The organism is Bacteroides sp. AM16-13, assembly GCF_003602705.1.
Taxonomy (GTDB): Bacteria; Bacteroidota; Bacteroidia; order Bacteroidales; family Bacteroidaceae; genus Bacteroides; species Bacteroides xylanisolvens.
Genome location: NZ_QTLK01000018.1, coordinates 88867 through 107263, shown reverse-complemented (window position 1 = coordinate 107263; position 18397 = coordinate 88867). Strand labels below are relative to the sequence as shown.

The following is an 18397-nucleotide window of genomic DNA, read 5'->3' as shown; positions in this document are numbered from 1 at the left end:
CTTGTCCAACTCTTGTAATCGTTCAACAGCGACCTGTCCATGTAATGTAAGTGGAGTAAGCATAAAAATAAGACAGATGATATAATATGACCTACGATATCTCATACTACTATTGATTTACATTTTCTTTCTTTTATAGGCTATCTCATTATCCAGTGAGCTTTATTTGGCATCAACTTATACATAAAAACACCCAACTCTCATTGCACTGCTTCAAGACGCATATTATCAAGGTCCAGCAGCACTTTCTTTCCTATGCTTCGATAAAAACGATATCCTACAAATCCATCAAAGAGTGGTGCTATAGATTTAACAGAATATACCCTTACCTCATCATCTATAGTCGGAGGCTGCATTAATTTGTTATCAAATATAATTACAGGATTTTTTAATGATTTATATGAGGACATCCGCGCCTGATGTACCATAGCTACTCCAAACCTATTCTTTTTCATTACAAAACCAATTGGCATCTCTTTCTGATGTTTTTCATAAAATGCAGAATCAACTTCAATATATTCACCAGATCCAGTATCCAGATTAGCCGTAAAATCAATGTCATTAAGTTTTATACGCATATAAAGCCCTTTTTCGTATGCATAAATATTTGCTTCCTTGGAAAGAGTGACATCTGAAACAGGGAAACACATTCTATTATGATCATAATCAGTCTGTATTTTCCCTATCAACTTCATGATCGGTAGCCCAAGACATACACGCTCCGCCACCCATGTACGCACCGAATCTAAAGCCTTCTTCATCCGCCTCTTCTTCCTTAATGAACTGGATACATACGGAATACTTTCAGATTCCTTATAGATAAGGGTAGGAATATTATAAAAGGTGATATTTCCGACTTCAATAGAATCGATAATACTTCGGACACAAACCAAAGTCTCATTCACCACTACTTTATTCCTTTCAATGCTGTCATATCGAATCCCCATCCCCTCGGCTAACTTTTTACTCAAAAAACAGTAAGGTTGCATCCCTGTATCAAAGATAGTAGTCTGTGATATCCCATTATACTTTGCTTGAAAAACAGGTTTGTCATGTCCTTTTATATCCACAAAAGAAGATGTATTGCTCCGTTTCATTGTTATAGGAGGCGAATTCACGGCACTTTCAGCATAGGATAAAAAATTTTTAATATCAGTTTGCCACCCCTCATACGCTTTACCATTTATATTTGAAAGACTTTCATCCCAAAGCTGTTTCATTTGTTGATAAGTACATAGTGCCTTATCTTTATACCCAAGTTCAATGTATGCATCAAACAACATAGAATAAAGAATTAACACTTGATTTCCACAATCCTCATAATAATAAGGTATATACTTCTCCAAATAGTAAACAGCACTATCCGTCTTGTTCAAAAACTGTGCCATCCTAAATTTATAGAACAAATCTAAATCAGAAGGGATAGTTGTCGTATCAGACAGATTCTTATACAGCTCTTTTGATTCAAAATATCTCCCATTAAACATTAGCTTGTCCAGCTCCTGTAACCGTTCTGCATCTACCTGTCCGCATAATGTAAGCGGAGTAAGCATAAATATAAGACAGATGATATAATATGTTTTCCAGTATCTCATAAATTATTGATTTCCATTTCCATCTTTTGAAAAAGAGCTGCCCGATAACAGACTTATCAATCCCCCTACTCCCGTAAACCATAGAAATATATTGTAGAGAACAGTCCCAATAAGAGACGGAAGGCCGTAATAAAGCCTCACAAATAGCTGCCTATGAATATATTCCGAAATAAATAATTGGCAACCGAGAGCAGGGAGCTGATTCATAAATCCATTATTTGTCTACAGAGAATTTGAAGATACATTGGCTTGTATACTTTTCGCCCGGGCGAAGTACAGCCGACGGCCATTCCGGTTTGTTCGGAGTATCCGGATATTTCTGTGTTTCGAGACATACGGAAGCACGTTGGTTGTAAGTAATGCCTTTCTTTCCTGTCAGCGAACCATCGAGGAAATTACCTGCATATACCTGAATACCCGGTTCATTAGTATAAACGTCGAGTACGATACCAGTCTTCGGTGATTTCAAAGAAGCGCATTTACGGGTTACGTCGCCTTTCGTGTTCAATACCCAGTTGTGATCGTAGCCATTGCCGTTTTTCAGCTGTACGAAATCATAGTCGTTGATACGTTCGCCTACCGGAGTCAGGGTGCGGAAATCCATCGGAGTTCCTTCTACCGGAACAATCTCGCCAGTCGTCATGAAAGTACTGTCCACCGGAGTATAATAGTCCGCATCCACCATCAACAAATGACCAGAGTTGTTGCCGGCATCACCTTCAAGATTAAAATAAGAGTGGTTGGTCATATTTACAATCGTCGGTTTGTCCGTTTCCGCTTCGTATTGAATATCGATAGCATTATCGTCCGTCAGTTTCATCAATACTTTACAAGTGATGTTTCCCGGAAAACCTTCTTCACCGTCTTCTGCACGGTAAGTCAACTGCAATTCCTGCGGATTCAACAATTCTGCATCAAACACCCGGTATTGGAATCCTTGCGGTCCGCCGTGCAAACAATGACCGTAGTTATTGCGGGGAAGCTGATATTCTACACCATCCAAGGTAAACTGTCCCTGATTGATACGATTGGCATAACGTCCGATAGTCGCACCGAAATCCGAAGGCTTGCTGATATAGTCCTGAATAGAATCGAAACCGAGAACAACATCACGCATCTGTCCGTCTTTGTCGGGAACCATCACTGAAACAATACGTCCACCGAAGTTCGTGATACAAACTTCCATGTTGTTCTTGTTACGCAGAGTGAACAAATCAGTCTTCTTTCCATCTACTTCTGTCTGGAATTTACTCTGCAATAAACCGGAATCTGTAGCCTTTTCAGCTTTCGGAGTACAAGCTGCCATTAAAAGGGCGGCAACTGCCCATACACATAACTTTTTCATGATACAATTGTTTTTTAAATATTAGTTTTCAGCTATTCATATTTAGATGCAGACGACGCGGATAACGCGTTTTTTCTAATTTTGCATCAGAAAAAGAGCCGCATCACCCGCGTTATCCGCGTTCAAATTACTATGTCAGCATATTACTGTATACTATTCAATAAATCTACCTTTCCTTCATTAACCAACTTCAAAATCAACTCACCGAAAAGAGTATTCTGCCAGGCAAACCATGCGCGGGTAAATTTCTTCGGATTATCCTTATGGAAAGATTCGTGCATAAAGCCGGTGTCAGCATCCGTGTCCATCAACATCTTAATGCAAGTCTTGATTTCGGCATCATTCTGACTTGTGAAGGCTTTCATCATAATACTCATCGGCCATACCATATCGTAACCGATATGCGGTCCGCCGATTCCTTCGCCTGCCTTGCCTTTAAAGAAATAAGGATTGTCCTCACTCCACACAAAACGGCGGGTATTCTGATAAATCGGATCGTTTACATTCACATCACCCAAATAAGGCATCGCAAGCAAACTCGGCACATTGGCATCATCCATCAGATGATGATTTCCAAAACCATCTACCTCGAATGCATAGATTTTACCATATTTAGGATGGTTATACACCGCATATTTCTTTAAAGCTGTTTCCACCTCCTGCGCCAAGTCCTTACATTCTTTAGACAAAGCTGTCTTCTTATTTACCGTCTCCAGAATCTCGGCAGCCTTGCGCAACGAAGATACAGCGAAGAAATTGGAAGGTATCAGGAACTGAAGCGTAGTAGCATCGTCCGAAGGACGGAAACTGGAAACAATCAAACCGACTGGTTTCACCGGTGCTCCCAGACCGTCATTGCTCACAGTATCCAGTGCACGTTCCGTCTTACGTTGAAATTTATAAGGACCTACTCCGTCTTTACGTTGTTGCTCTTTGAATGTTTTCAGTACATTAGTGATTGCCTGAATCCATTCTTCGTTGAATATGCTCGCATCTCCGGTAGTCTTCCAGTAATGATAAGCCAAACGCAACGGATAACACAAGGAGTCTATTTCCCATTTACGTTCGTGCAACTCCGGTTTCATGTCTGTAAGGTCACTCATCCAATGACCGTCAGGAATAGCGCCGTCATTAAAAGCATTCGCGTACGGATCGATATTGATACATTTGAACTGGCGGAGAATAACACCTGCCAGCATTTCTTTCAGTTCAGGGTCCGCATTAGCTAATTGCACATAAGGCCATACCTGTGCACCGGAGTCGCGTAGCCACATAGCATGAATATCACCCGTATATACGAACGTATCCGGTTTGCCATCGCTTCCTTTACGGAAATGTACGGTTGTATCCAGTGTATTCGGGAAACAGTTGGTAAACATCCATGCCAACTTCGCATTCTTCAAAAGTTTCTGTACACGGAGAATCTCCTTCTCTACCGCATTGGAACGGAACAAACGATTGGATATTTCCGGGCGGTTATCTTTCTGAATAGCATCCGCCAGACATACATGCATTTCTGTCATACGGTTGGAGGCTTGTAACTGCCCGCCACAGAGAAGCATACCTGCCAGCATACCTGCACTGATATATTTGATCTGTTTCTTCATGATTACTTCTTCTTTTTAAATTCGTTAGAGAAAGAATAAGGGAAATCGGACTCTTTGGTACCACGTTGCTGATTGGGTTTCGCGTCCATTTTGTAAGAAATGCTAGCGCCATTCAACAGGTCCTGATGGGTCAGATAGTTTTTGGTATATTCTTTACCGTTCAATGTCATTGATGAAATGTAACGCTTGTCGTCTCCGTTATTCGGAGCGGAGATAGTCACCGTCTTTCCGTTTTCCAGATGCAGCTTCATCTCCTTGAAGTAAGGAGTACCCAAAACATATTCATCCGTACCCGGACATACCGGATAGAATCCCATTGCCGAGAATACATACCAGGCAGAAGTCTGACCGTTGTCCTCATCACCGCAATAACCGTCGGGAGCAGGAGTATAAAGTTTGTCCATCACTTCACGAATCCAATGTTGCGCTTTCCAGGGTTGGCCGGAATAGTTGTACATATAAAGCATGTGCTGAATCGGTTGGTTACCATGTGCATAGTTGCCCATGTTCATAATCTGCATTTCACGGATTTCATGAATAACGGCTCTATAATAACTTTCATCAAAAATCGGAGGCAGGATAAATACAGAATCCATCATCTGGTTGAATCCGTCTTTACCTCCCATCAGGTCAATCAGACCTTGAGGATCATGGAATACCGACCAGGTATAATGCCAACTATTACCTTCCGTAAAGGCATCCCCCCACTTCAACGGATTGAACGGAGACTGGAACGTGCCGTCTTCATTCTTGCCACGCATCAACTTATGTTTAGGGTCATAGAGATTCTTATAATTCATTGCACGCTTTGCAAAGATTTCAATCTCTTTTTTCGGTTTCTTCAAGGCTTTACCCAATTGATAGATACACCAGTCATCGTATGCATATTCCAGTGTACGGGCTGCATTCTCGTTAATACCTACATTATAAGGTACATATCCCAATTTATTGTAATACTCATGTCCTAATCGTCCGGTAGAACGAACATTCGGATGCACTGCATTCGCTCCATGTTTCACGGCTTCCCACAATGTCTCGATATCGTATCCTTTCAATCCTTTCAGGTAAGCATCGGCAACGACAGAAGCGGAGTTGTTTCCAACCATGCAACCTCTGTGTCCCGGACTTGCCCATTCCGGCAGGAATCCGCTTTCTTTATAAGTGTTCACCAATCCTTCCTGCATCTTTGTATTCATGGATGGATACATCAGGTTAAGGAATGGGAAAAGACAACGGAACGTATCCCAGAAACCGGTATCGGTAAACATATATCCCGGAAGTACTTCACCATTATAAGGGCTGTAGTGCATCACGTCTCCTTTAGCATCTATCTCGTAGAAACTTCTGGGAAATAATACTGAACGATACAGACAAGAGTAGAAGGTACGCAAATGATCGATATCATCGTCTTTCACTTCAATACGTCCTAAAACATCGTTCCATATCTTGCGGCCTTTCGCTGCAATCTGTTCAATGTTGTCCGTACCCAGCTCTTTCAGGTTCAGTTCCGCCTGTTCAGGGCTGATAAAAGAGGAAGCCACACGCACATTTACCTGTTCGCCCTTGCGGGTTTTGAAACCGATCAGTGCACCGGCATGATTGTCTGTCGCTTCCAGTTTGTTGGTGTCAATCACACCACTGGCTACGGCAGCCGTATAAGTAAACGGTTTGTCGAATACTAGTACAAAGTAGTTTTTAAAGTTGGCAGGAACACCACCGCTGTTTTTAGTGGTATAACCGATAATCTTGTTCTCCGAAGGGATTACTTTCACAAACGAACCTTTATCAAAGGCGTCTACCACTACATAAGAGTGGTCGTTTTCGGGGAAAGTGAAACGGAAAGCAGCTGCTCTCTCTGTCGGAGCAATTTCGGTCACTACATCATGATCGGCAAGATATACTTTATAATAATAAGGAGTAGCCGTTTCAGCTTTATGAGAGAACCAACTGGCACGCTCATCCTGATTAAATACTGCCTTACCGGTTACCGGCATGATGGCAAATTGACCGTAATCATTGATCCAGGGACTTGGCTGATGGGTTTGTTTGAATCCTCTGATCTTGTCAGCGTCATACGTATACGCCCATCCATCGCCCATTTTACCAGTCTGCGGAACCCAAAAGTTCATTCCCCAGGGCAGCGCAATGGCAGGGTAAGTATTTCCGGTAGATAATGCGTGCTTTGACTGCGTACCAACCAGCGGACTAACGTAGTCCACCGGTCCGGTAATTGTTTTTGCAGTCATAGCCCATGCACTAAGTAACGTAAAAGCGAATAGAGCTAGTTTCTTCATGGTATTTTTGTTTTATTTAATCAGTTTTCCTTCAAGCATTTTGATATAATATCCACCTACAACGGAACGTGCCTGGAAGCCTCTTTGATTCGGTTCGTCTGTAAATACCCAGTCGGACATCGGAACACGGTTAGGTGTAACGTTCATAAACAGATATACGGGTTCGATAAATTTCTCAAAGGTAGCTTTGTCATTTGCCAATGTAGCTGTCCACATGATCCAGTCGGTCTTTGTGTATGTTTCACGGTTATCCAACGGAAGACCATATTTATTTTGCTTCGAAAGATAGTAAGCTATTTCCGTTTCTGCAACATTTTTAGGGAAGATTTGCAGATTCAACAGTTTATCCCACACCAGGTTATACTTCTGGCTCCATGTTCCCGGTTTGTCAAATGTAAGACGATAGTGGTCACCATCATCAGCCATTTTCACCCATTCGGCAGCCATTTCTTTCGCTTTCTGTGTGTACTTTTCAGCCACATCTTTTTTGCCCAGCATATCTGCCAGATAACCGTATGAAGCAACACCCATGATTGCTTTGATAGAAAGGTTGGCATTGTGTGCAAAGTGACCTGCAAAGTCATCGGTACAAAGTTGGTTGGCCGGATCAAGTCCGTTCTCTACCAGATAGTCTGTCCACGTAGTCAGGGTTTCCCAATGTTTCTGTGCGTAATCTGCATTACCTTCTACCTTGGCAATGGCAGCAGCCAACACTACCATATTACCCGATTCTTCTACCGGCATATCACCGCCATAAGTCTGGCCGTTAGCCAATGGATAAGTACCGACATCATGTGCAGCAAATGGTTTCGTCCATTTTCCGCTTTCACTATAATAGAAGATATGGTTCATGGTAGCTTTCACCAATTCCGGATTGTAGTATAAAAGCAACGGAGCTCCCGGATAAGTCAGGTCGACTGTTCCGATGGAACCATTACTGAAGTTCTCCTTAGAAAGGAATACCAAGTCACCGTTCGGAGCCTGTACCAGTTTATGTGCAGCCAAGGCCTGACGATAAGCCAATGCACAAAGTTCGGCATATTTACGTCCACCGGCAGCAGTAGCTTCTTCCATCAGTTTCTTGTCGAAAGCAGCGCTGTTCTTCATTTGTGTCTTGTATTCTTTCTCCGCTTTCTGGAATTGGGAAACAATCGTTTCATTACCCTCACGATTCCAGTAAGGACGCAGGTTATCACCAAAGTATTGGATAGAATAAATATCATCATATCCGATCAACAGGTGGCCATCAGCTTTTTGTGTTTCGCCCAATGAACGTACCAAAGCCAGTTTATCATAACCGTTTGTGGTAGGAGCTTCCAACTTATTAGCAACAAAGCTCTTACGCAGTTCTCTGCCGTCACCGATTGCAGATGTGCTGTTTTCTTTTTCAGCAGCCAGATAGAAATGTCCCCAGTCGATACGAACATCATCACCCTTTTTCTTCAGAATCTCCTGATTGCGGCTTCCGGTACGAAGGAATAACAAATCGCCGTCAGTAAAGCTGTCGGCAACAGATTCCTGATGAGGTTGGTCGATTGCCCATTGCGGAGATGCTTCGAAATACAGCTCAACCTGATGTTTCTTTCCGTCATTGGAGGCTACTTCATAAGAAATATAGTTGACAGGACGTGACAACAAGTCCAGATTATCCATGAACATAGGAGCGGTAAATGTCAGTTTCAAATCTACCGGACCACAAGTAAATGTATAATAAGTCTGCATGGGTTGTACATCTGCAGAAGTTTGTTGCGCTGTTTGATGGAAAGAACGGTAACCGTCCAGTTCTACCAGCAATCCGAAATCCAACAGTCCGTTTCCTACCCGGTTATGACAATAACCTGCAATCAGATTTTCACCCGGTTTCAAAGAAGCTACTACTTCTTCCGACAGTTTCACCCGCTCGTTCTTTTTACAAGCATTGCCTGTATCCACTACCTTGATGCCGTTGATATAAATAATAGCATCATCGTCGTGAGAGAATTCAAGATATACATTTTTTCCTGTCAAGTCTTCCTGAATATCAGCTACCCGGCGTACCCAGATAAATTCTTCTCCCCATTGGGTTTTGGCTGTATGTTCATTTTCCATCGTTCCGAAGGCAGCTTCGCCTTCTTTCCATGCTTTATCATTGAATCCGGCATTCTGCCATCCGTCAGCAGGCTGTTGAGTGGTATACTTTCCTGTCCAGCTACCTTGTTCGGATGTCTTTACCAAAGGACGTAGTTCCAGTTCTTCCGTTCCCATGAAACGGTAGGTTTGTCCGTCTACTTTCGCAACGCCAAGTAAAGAAAAATCCTTGCCTGTCCAATGTTTCACAGGACTGTCATACAGATTGTCCGTAGTGGACCATGCACTGGTATAAGGATCGATCGTCACCAGCGGGTATGCCGGAGCACGTAATTCATTCTTCTCGTGCTGTTCTATCTGGGTCTCACAGCTACAAAGTACAGAAGCTGTTCCCAGCAACAGCATCATCAGTTGTTGTTTCATAATTTAATTCACCTGTTTATTTAATCTATTTTACCATTCTATCGATACATTCACTCCGGCGGGATCATTCTCGAAACTCAATAAAAGAGTTTTGGAAGATTCATCCCACTCCGGCTGTTCCGCCTTTCCGTTTACCAAGACCTTTCCAGGTTTACGCGGCAAAAGGACTCTTGATACATTCGTCGTATGTAACGGGCTTTTAGCTACAAACGAGTAGCTTTGCTTCCCTACTTTTTCATCATAAATGCGGGAGGCTCCACAAAGTACCTTTGCTTTCACTTTACCCGATACTTTATTCAAGTCGTACAAATACCCCTGTTCACCGGGATTAATCTGCTTGACTGTCAATACCGGCAAGTCTTTGTCGAACAAATCGATATACAATCCCGACAGTTTCAAAGGCTCTTTAGAAGAACTCTCATCCATTACTGCCGCAATCGTATAAGGACCACGTTCCACCATAAAATTGTTTTTGATTTCTATCTTCTTACCTGTTTTGCTCTCATAAGCGGATGCAATCGTTTCAAAGTATTTCCGGTCGTTTCCGCCTTTTAATACAAAATGTTTCGGATCTTCGCGCATGACAATCACGGTGCCTTTCCCAAACCGATAGGTTCCGTCACCGGGATTACGGGACAACCCCATCGCCTCAAACAGATGTTCCGAAGGAGCTTTGTATGCGTTTCCTTCCGTATTCCACCATTCTAAAACTGTTTGATAAGGATCGACATCTTCTCCACAATACACCAACGTACCTCCTTTTTTAACCCAGTCTGCCAGATAGTTATGGTATTCCGATTTCATCGGTTTCATGTTCGAGTAGGACATTACAAGTACCTGAAGTCCGTTGAAAGTATCTTTAAACGGAGTATTCTCCATGTGTACCAGTTCCACCGGAATTCCTCTTTTCAATAAAGGCAAGGTTTGCCCATAGAAACTGGAGAATTGCGGATCGTCATATCCGTTATGATCCGGGAAACGCTGGAACATCAGCGAATTTGCCATCAATACACCAATGCCGTGCGTACCGCTGATTTGTTTGTCAGAAGTGCGAATGTCATTCAATGTGTTAATCATCACCTGCATTTGCGTAGAATACGAACGGGGAATACGTTCTTTCTGATCCGTTCCTGCTATCCGGTATAATCCCTGATAAATACGGTCCGGCCATGGCATCACTTCATAAGTATCTACCATCGGGTACATTAACTGTGCGGCAAAAGTGGCCTGATAATTGATTTTATAATCCAGCCAGTCTTTGGCACGGTCTTCAATCGGATCGGTCAGGAAATACATTTTACGATTCAAAGGGGCAGTCATGGATTTCATGCAGCCGTATTCGAGAAAAGCATTCTCAAATACACGCTCTTTCTTTACGCCGTTATAGAAGTTCGGTTCACGGGCAGTACCTGTCCACACCTGTGCGATGTAACCATCTACGCAATCCAATGAAGCCAGACTGGCCTCCGGACTTACAATTTGCCAGGAAGTGTAGTTAATCAAAGAGTGAGTAGGCACATAGCATTTCACATCCAGCCCTTTCGATTTACCATATTCTTTCGCATAAGTGAATATCTTATCCAATGCATTATAGTAGAGATGATATTTCAATTTATTGGAGAGGTAGGTATTTTCGGGAGATTCATGTTGGGGCCTCCAGGGAAAATTATAATATTTCTGCCATTCGGACTTGAAGGCTTCACTATATCCGCCACGCATCCAGAACTCCGGTTCTTCCAAATAGATGGAAGTAATGCCGGCATCAATCACCCGCTTTATCTGTGTTTCCTGCATATAACGGATAAAACTTTCGGTAGGCACAATGTAGGGTATCAAGTGCCCGTGGGCTATCTCGTTTCCGTTACGATCCCGCTGCCCCTCTTTCAAGTGACCGTCTATTCCATCCCATTTGCCGAGAAAATAGTCTTTATAATCTCCCCATGCCACTCCGGTCATAAATTGTGTCTGATACCCCTTGTCTCTCCACGACTGAACACGCTGTTCAAAAGAAACACCCTTTTTATCCAGCGTGCCATACACCATTGTGGCATCAGCACGCACATCTGTTTCGGGTTTCCAGGGTTCGGCAGTTTGAAAAGTCGTTTTTGCTTCCTTGTCTTTGGCCTTTTGAGTTTGAGCAAAAGAAGCATAATTGCCGGTTAATAACAGGCTGAATATTATCAGTAGTTGTTTATTATTCATTTTTACGTGGTTCTGTGTCGTTTTCTATTTACTTCTTAGCCGGAAACAAAAGCATCAATGCCGGTATACCGGAAGCAGAATAACTGTCGATTTCCGCACCTTCCGGCAACTTTTTATAGTATTCGCCTCCACATACATTCCGTGTCTTATCTCTGTTTGCCCAACCTGCTTTGATGGTACGTTTCAGGAACGGGAGATATTGGGTTTGTCCGCAATCATACACCAACCATGCCATATATTCCGCAAAGATGGCAGTATAGATTCCCTGTTCAATACCACCTTCGAAAGGTAGCACTTTATGTTCTGCAGACATATCTTTCACTGTATAGTCTGCCGCCAGAATAGCATTGTCCAGATAACATTTCTCTCCGGTCGCCTTATAAAGCAGTATGGACGCTCCGATAAAGGTTGCCTGGTTGTATACATGTGCTTTCCACGCGGGATTGCCATTTCCATGACGGCTATCGGCAATCTTTCCTGTTGCTTTATCCAAGAGATTTTCCACTCCCCATTCATAGATTTCTTTACCTTTGGCAAGATATTGAGCTTTCGTCTGATAATCCGGCCGTTTGTCGGTCGATTCTTTTCTATTTTCAGGCACGTTATTGTAGAGGGTTAATGCTGCAACAACTGTCGGAAAGTTGATACATGCCATCTTTCCATCACCAAATTTATTCGGTTTCGGATTTTGAATGGGTTGCCATTGCCAGAACATACCTCCGTTTTCTTTGTCATACGAACCTGTATCACCCACTTTTTCCGAGCCATACCATACCCGTTTGAAACTGGCTTCCGAAAGTTTCAGATATTCATCCACTCCAAAAAGCTCGTAGCCGCGTGCCAGGCTGATAGTCCACCACATGATGTCATCGTAGATGAACCAGCCGGTATTTTCATTGTTATCATCAAAATCAAACTGGCAATATTGCGCTTTGTTCCCTGCGAATATTTTCTCGCAGAGTGTTTTATAATAATTTGTCTTCTTTCTGTCTTTCTGTGCCTTTGCCAGTTTATAGGCATTCATTGCCATATCCCAATAAATAGGCTGACACCAGATAGCCGCTGCTCCATTGCCACGGTCAACAGCACTCGGATAGGACGAATTTGTCTTGTAAATATATTTATTGAAGTCTAGTAGTGTATTATTAAATCCTTCATAAGCTGCCCATACATCTTCGTTCGTATACGCATGCTTCTTCTGGTTTGCTTTTCCTAAATTACCGACTGCCCATGTGCTAGTTGATACTCCCAATAGTAGTGTCAGAGCCAAAAGAATTTTGCTTTTCATGATAGTTTATAAGTTTATAGTATTTTTCCTGTTACAAAGATTGCAGAAATAGCTGAAAAAAAACGATAATATTTATTCAATAAAGAACAAATACAGACCAAAACACTTTTCTACAATAAAAATAAAGGATTAATAAAGGGTTATTGGAGAATAATTTCCCCTCACTCTGTCCTTATGACAGAGATAAGGGGAATATTTAACTCTATCCGATTAAAAATACCAATCATATAAACCTGATTAATACCATGGACTATTTCAATTTGCGACATTAAACATGAAAACATGTGCTGCAACAACTTCTGACGAGTCTTTATCTATGAACAAAAATATATAATATTAACTACTTCCAAGCTAAACTTTTCAGATTTTACTTCAATGGGCTTGCCTTTACTCCCTCGAAAGTCATCTTTATGGGTTTTATTTTTCCATCTTTATCAAAGTACATACGGTCAACGCAGGTCACACGAGCGTTTCCATCCGTTTCACCCAATGGATGGCGATGATAAATGATGTACCACTCATCCTCTCCCGGCCCTTTTACAACTGAATGATGACCGGCACCTGTTCCAATATTGGGATCTCTCTGTAATATTTTTGCTTCTCTTTTGAAGGGTCCGAACGGTGAGTCGGCAATGGCATAAGCAACACAATAATCCGGTCCGGTCCAACCGCCTTCTGACCACATAAAATAATATTTTCCGTTACGTTTCAACATAAAAGGTCCCTCTACATATTTTTCGGGGGTTACTTCCTTATAAAGGGTACCATCTTCAAACGGTACGATACTCAACAAGTCCGGGGCCAGTTTCACCATATTACAATGTCCCCAGCCACCATAATACATATAATACTGTCCGTCATCGTCTTTGTAAACAAACTGATCGATCGGTTGCGCACCATTTACAAATTTATCAATCAGAGGTTTGCCTAGCGCATCTTTAAATGGTCCGGCAGGATTGTCGGCCACAGCTACACCAATACCGCCCAGTTCATTATTGCTTTGGATATCATTCGCACCGAAGAATATATAATATTTATCATTCGCATGAATCACGGCAGGTGCCCATAAAGCACGTTTAAACCAACTTATATTCTCTTTTGATAACACTTTCGGATGCTTTGTCCAATTCACCAGGTCTTTAGATGAAAAAGCATCCATGAAAGTCTGTTCGTCATAAGGCGCCGAATACGTAGGATAAATCCAGTATTCATCCCCAAATACAACTCCTTCCGGATCGGCATACCATCCCGGAAATACAGGATTGCCACTCGTCTTCGGTTGTTGATTGGCTTTTTGTCCAAATACAGACTGGGAACAGCAAATAACACTAAGAAGAATAAGGTGCTTCAGTTTCATACAATATCAATTTTAAAGTTCGTGCCACAAAGATGAGAAAAAACAACTAGAAATTCAATAAATACAAACCAATTAAGGATAAATACTAACCAATCTGCAAAAAAAAAGATGATTTATCAGGATTTTGTGCTTTCTTTGCAGTGTCATTATTAAATGAAAAATACCATGAAAAGCAGATTGTTATTACTAGCCGTACTTTTAGTCATTATTTGTGCATCCTGTCAACCCAAGAAGAAAACAGAGCCGGAAAAGGAAGCCGTAACAGGAGCTACTTATACAAATCCGCTACGTGAAAGAGGAGCAGAGCCATGGGCTGTTTTTTATAAAGGGAAATATTATTATACGCAAGGCGCTGAAAGCAGAATCGTGCTTTGGGAAACCAGTGATATTACAAACTTGAACGATAGTCTTAAAAAGCCTGTATGGATACCAACCGACCCTAGTAACTCCCATCACTTATGGGCTCCCGAAATGCATCGCATCAACAACAAATGGTATATTTACTTCGCTGCAGACGATGGCAACATGGACAATCACCAGATTTATGTAATTGAAAACGAGGCTGATATTCCTACAGAGGGTAAGTTTGTCATGAAAGGGCGCATACCGACCGACAAAGATAACAACTGGGCAATTCATGCGAGTACTTTCGAACACAACGGACAGCGTTACATGATTTGGTGCGGATGGCAAAAACGAAGAATTGACAGCGAGACACAATGTATTTACATCGCTTCGATGGAAAATCCGTGGACTCTTTCTTCCGACAGAGTTCTGATTTCCAAACCTGAATATGAATGGGAGTGTCAATGGGTGAATCCCGATGGCAGCAAAACAGCCTATCCGATCCATGTGAACGAAGCACCTCATTTCTTTCAGCCGAAGAATAAAGATAAAGTATGCATTTTTTATTCCGCCAGCGGTAGCTGGACTCCCTATTATTGTGTAGGATTACTGACAGCAGACGCCAATGCCAACCTATTGGACCCTGCTTCCTGGAAGAAACATCCGACACCCGTATTTCAGCAGGAACCGGAGAATGAAGTTTTTGGCCCCGGCGGCAGTTCTTTCGTCTCTTCACCGGATGGAAAGGAATGTTATATGCTTTATCATGCCCGTCAGATACCGAATGATGCTCCGGGTGCAATGGACTCACGTACTCCCCGTTTACAAAAAATAGAGTGGGACAAAGATGGGATGCCTGTACTGGGAATACCGGATAAAACCGGAGAACCCATGGCAAAGCCATCGGGTTCTCCAATCAATTAGACTAATTACATTTTGTACTTTCAGGTCCAAGGTATGAACGTTTTAATCCTCCCATGTCGATGACTATTTTCTGAATGACGACCCCGGGATCACCACAACGTATCTGTAGGGTGTGTTTGCCCGGCTTCTTCACATACAAAGTAGATTTATTCACTCTACAATTCTTCAGTACACTATCATACCAAACTTGAGAATACTCAATAGCAGAAGTAGATGGAGTAGAAATAGAACCATCATCTATACGGACACTATACTTTGTGTCCGAATTAGTATGTTCCGGCAATTTATAGTCTCGCTCTGCGTGCAAAGGGAATGTAGGTAGAACATAGGTATACACATCATAAATCCCGGCATTAAACGTATAAAAATCATATTCCACTCTAGGTACATCACCAGCACGATACATCTGTAAGGGAGATATAGGATTCCCTAATTGCAAAGCATACCCTTCAACCCCAACCCCGGGAAGAATATTCATTTTTATGTCATTACTCTCAAACTTACGATGAAACCCTGCAGCCGGAATAGAGACATACCCATTCTCTTCCATATATACTCCTTGCATCTCATCACGCACAGGAGACGCCGGATTAAAAACAGAAACCAATACACATTCTTTTTGATCATTAGAACTAAACTCCACAGCACCTTTAATACTCTCTCCAACCGGAACTTTCTCCCAATCAACAGATACCCTGATTCGGTCCTCTGTCGGAGTTTTCCCAGCTTTTTGAGACACTATAATCCAATCGTCCGAAGACTTTGCAGTCCAACTCAAATCTCCACTTCCTTGATTATACACATCGATCCAATGGCTTTTACGGGAAAAAGTGTTATAAACAGGCAAACTATGATAGCTCAACCCACCTTTATCCAAAATTTCACTTTCTGCCTGAAGAGCTAATTTAGGAGCACCAACCGGTGTATAACTTTCTTCCATCAACGGGAGCATAAAGTAAGAACTGGAACCTTCATAATTCTGTTTCAAAGACATCATATATTTCCATTTCCCGTTCAACAAAGAATTATACCCTTCAGTTATGATTTGCAGACTATCATGGTAATTCTTTACCTTCTCCTTTATCAAATTGGCAGCGGCACGCTGCTGACGAACATACTGCCGATAATATTGTCCTTTTATAGTCATGTGGTTCATCAGTTCGGCACCTTTCACCGGATAGTATAATAACTGATAAAAAGCCGGCTGACTGTCTTTATCCAAAGATGCCAAAAGATTTTCCGCTTTCTTCCCAATGCGGCTATATTCGTTCAGACGATTTTCTGCTTCATTATAATTGGCAAAAGAGAACTCCGTATCCGTACGTTTCTCTCCCCCGCCCCAATAATTATTCCAATATCCCCAACCCATATATTCCGGTTTCCGGGAAAAGGCCAGATTGATATGCGAAGAAGTGATATCTTCAAATACGCTATAATACTGATCCCCAAACATCTTTGCCAACCAACGGGCGGGATAGGTAACCACATTATTCGCATTAAAGCTATCTATATCATAAGCCATATCAAGGAATAAAGACACTTGCATTTCGGCTCCTTTTAAATCACCGCAATTAGCCAGCCAGATACGGTCTGCCGTCGTATCATAAGCCTTTCGGAGTTCCTCATACATCAGAGCCGGGGGAGTAGTGCTGTACCACAAATAGCTATGGGGAACTCCCAGATAAGAGACATGGTAGTAAACACCTGCACGCCCGGAGCGCTTCTGTTCATGCGGGCCACTTAAGCGCTTCATGTAGCCGAAGTTATCATCCGGCCAAATAATGGTTACATCATCCGGCAATTCCAATCCATTCGAATAGATTTCCAACACCTCCTTGTATGGAGTAAATGCCTGTGGAATTGTTTCAACCGGTCGATCAATATGTTCTGCAATCAAATTACGCTGGTCTTTCAACGCACTCTCCAGCATTTTGACCTTTTCTTTCATGGAGACATCACCTCCTCCCATTGCCGCATCATGCAATCCTCTCAAAGCCAATGTATATACATTCTCATAAGCACAGTTTTCCTTTACACGGTTTCCTAGAACTTCATTAATTTTATCCTTATTTTTACCATAATCCCAAGGCCCCATCGTTTTTGAATTCCATTCACTAGCTGTATTTAACAATAATGGTTCGCAATGACTGGACCCCATTACAATAGCAAAAGTATCTGCCACCAACTTATTTTCAGGTATCTTATAAAATGCGGTCGACACCGGATGCATGGCAGGAGCCAGATGATTGGCTTTCAACCGTAACAACAATTCGCATATTTTGGCATAAGTACGGGGACCTATATTGCCACGCTCTTTCTCAAAAGTCTTAGCGGCCCAAGGTTTCAGTCCCCAATCTTCATCATTCAGAAAAACACCTCTATATTTCACGGAAGGGGTCTTGGAAACAGTGGTGGGAGCATCCACATAAAGTGTTTTATGTTTCTTCACAGGGACATCCGCCCACCAATACCAGGGAGACACACCTGCCATTTCCGAAAGAGAAAACAAACCGTAAGAAGCTCCTCGCCTGTCACTTCCGGCTACAATCAGCGCTTTATCTACTCCTGGAAAAGGATGATTAACTGTCTGGATCAGATAACGTTCCCATGCTCCTTCCAAAGGAGATATATCTATTTTCCCATTGGAGGCTAGCTGACGAATTGCCTGATTCTTTTCAATAGTACCAACAATCACCACTGTTCTTCCTTTCTTCCATTCATCTGCCAATTTTAATTTCTGTCCTGTGACATTTTCAATATCAGACACAAACAGTTCGGCAACCTTCTTTACAACCGGGTAATCATTGGCATCATAACACACGGTCGCCTTTATTTTCGATGCGACTAATGGGAAAGTATATTTACTATGTTTTACATTCTCATTCACAACCACTTGTGATTGCAGGGCAGATGCCACTACCAATAATATTAATAGCGAAAAGATTCTCAT

Annotated in this window: 9 protein-coding genes and 1 pseudogene; 1 reads left to right on the top strand and 9 read right to left on the bottom strand. The window is 42.2% G+C overall.

The window, feature by feature from the left end; translation table 11 throughout:
- Positions 1–200: 200 nt before the first annotated feature.
- From DW173_RS15465 to DW173_RS15430, 8 genes and pseudogenes are all read right to left on the bottom strand, one after another.
- On the bottom strand, positions 201–1388 hold the full coding sequence (locus tag DW173_RS15465) for a retropepsin-like aspartic protease (RefSeq protein ID WP_225450222.1): 1188 nt from the start codon (positions 1386–1388) through the stop codon (positions 201–203).
- A gap of 421 nt (positions 1389–1809) precedes the next feature.
- Positions 1810–2940 carry an aldose epimerase family protein gene (locus DW173_RS15460; protein WP_117811198.1) on the bottom strand — a complete coding sequence of 377 codons (1131 nt, stop codon included), beginning with the start codon at positions 2938–2940 and terminating at the stop codon, positions 1810–1812.
- A gap of 143 nt (positions 2941–3083) precedes the next feature.
- A pseudogene (locus DW173_RS15455) lies at positions 3084–4445 on the bottom strand (glycoside hydrolase family 125 protein); the annotation flags it as partial.
- 104 nt (positions 4446–4549) lie between these two features.
- Positions 4550–6841 (bottom strand): GH92 family glycosyl hydrolase, encoded by a 2292-nt coding sequence (locus DW173_RS15450; protein WP_118218263.1) that lies wholly within the window; start codon positions 6839–6841, stop codon positions 4550–4552.
- A gap of 12 nt (positions 6842–6853) precedes the next feature.
- Positions 6854–9331, bottom strand: coding sequence for a glutaminase domain-containing protein (locus tag DW173_RS15445; protein ID WP_120144717.1), 2478 nt, complete (start codon positions 9329–9331; stop codon positions 6854–6856).
- A 30-nt stretch (positions 9332–9361) separates the two neighbouring features.
- A complete protein-coding gene (locus DW173_RS15440; RefSeq protein ID WP_118218259.1) occupies positions 9362–11533 on the bottom strand; it encodes a hypothetical protein in 2172 nt (723 codons plus the stop codon).
- A 28-nt stretch (positions 11534–11561) separates the two neighbouring features.
- On the bottom strand, positions 11562–12821 hold the full coding sequence (locus tag DW173_RS15435) for a glycoside hydrolase family 76 protein (protein WP_118218257.1): 1260 nt from the start codon (positions 12819–12821) through the stop codon (positions 11562–11564).
- 367 nt (positions 12822–13188) lie between these two features.
- On the bottom strand, positions 13189–14178 hold the full coding sequence (locus tag DW173_RS15430; protein WP_118218255.1) for a glycoside hydrolase family 43 protein: 990 nt from the start codon (positions 14176–14178) through the stop codon (positions 13189–13191).
- Positions 14179–14343: 165 nt separating this feature from the next.
- On the opposite strand from DW173_RS15430, the gene DW173_RS15425 reads away from it, so the two are divergent.
- Positions 14344–15447 (top strand): family 43 glycosylhydrolase, encoded by a 1104-nt coding sequence (locus DW173_RS15425; protein ID WP_120144716.1) that lies wholly within the window; start codon positions 14344–14346, stop codon positions 15445–15447.
- 1 nt (position 15448) lies between these two features.
- Here the strand turns inward: DW173_RS15425 and DW173_RS15420 are convergent, their stop codons facing one another.
- Positions 15449–18397: a glycosyl hydrolase 115 family protein gene (locus tag DW173_RS15420; RefSeq protein ID WP_120144715.1), complete on the bottom strand. Its 2949-nt coding sequence runs from the start codon at positions 18395–18397 to the stop codon at positions 15449–15451.

Bases quoted from the DNA above. Each gene is read 5' to 3' on its own strand.
- DW173_RS15465 (WP_225450222.1), bottom strand. From the start codon at position 1,388: ATGGCACAGTTTTTGAACAAGACGGATAGTGCTGTTTACTATTTGGAG.
- DW173_RS15460 (WP_117811198.1), bottom strand. From the start codon at position 2,940: ATGAAAAAGTTATGTGTATGGGCAGTTGCCGCCCTTTTAATGGCAGCT.
- DW173_RS15450 (WP_118218263.1), bottom strand. From the start codon at position 6,841: ATGAAGAAACTAGCTCTATTCGCTTTTACGTTACTTAGTGCATGGGCT.
- DW173_RS15445 (WP_120144717.1), bottom strand. From the start codon at position 9,331: ATGAAACAACAACTGATGATGCTGTTGCTGGGAACAGCTTCTGTACTT.
- DW173_RS15440 (WP_118218259.1), bottom strand. From the start codon at position 11,533: ATGAATAATAAACAACTACTGATAATATTCAGCCTGTTATTAACCGGC.
- DW173_RS15435 (WP_118218257.1), bottom strand. From the start codon at position 12,821: ATGAAAAGCAAAATTCTTTTGGCTCTGACACTACTATTGGGAGTATCA.
- DW173_RS15430 (WP_118218255.1), bottom strand. From the start codon at position 14,178: ATGAAACTGAAGCACCTTATTCTTCTTAGTGTTATTTGCTGTTCCCAG.
- DW173_RS15425 (WP_120144716.1), top strand. From the start codon at position 14,344: ATGAAAAGCAGATTGTTATTACTAGCCGTACTTTTAGTCATTATTTGT.
- DW173_RS15420 (WP_120144715.1), bottom strand. From the start codon at position 18,397: ATGAGAATCTTTTCGCTATTAATATTATTGGTAGTGGCATCTGCCCTG.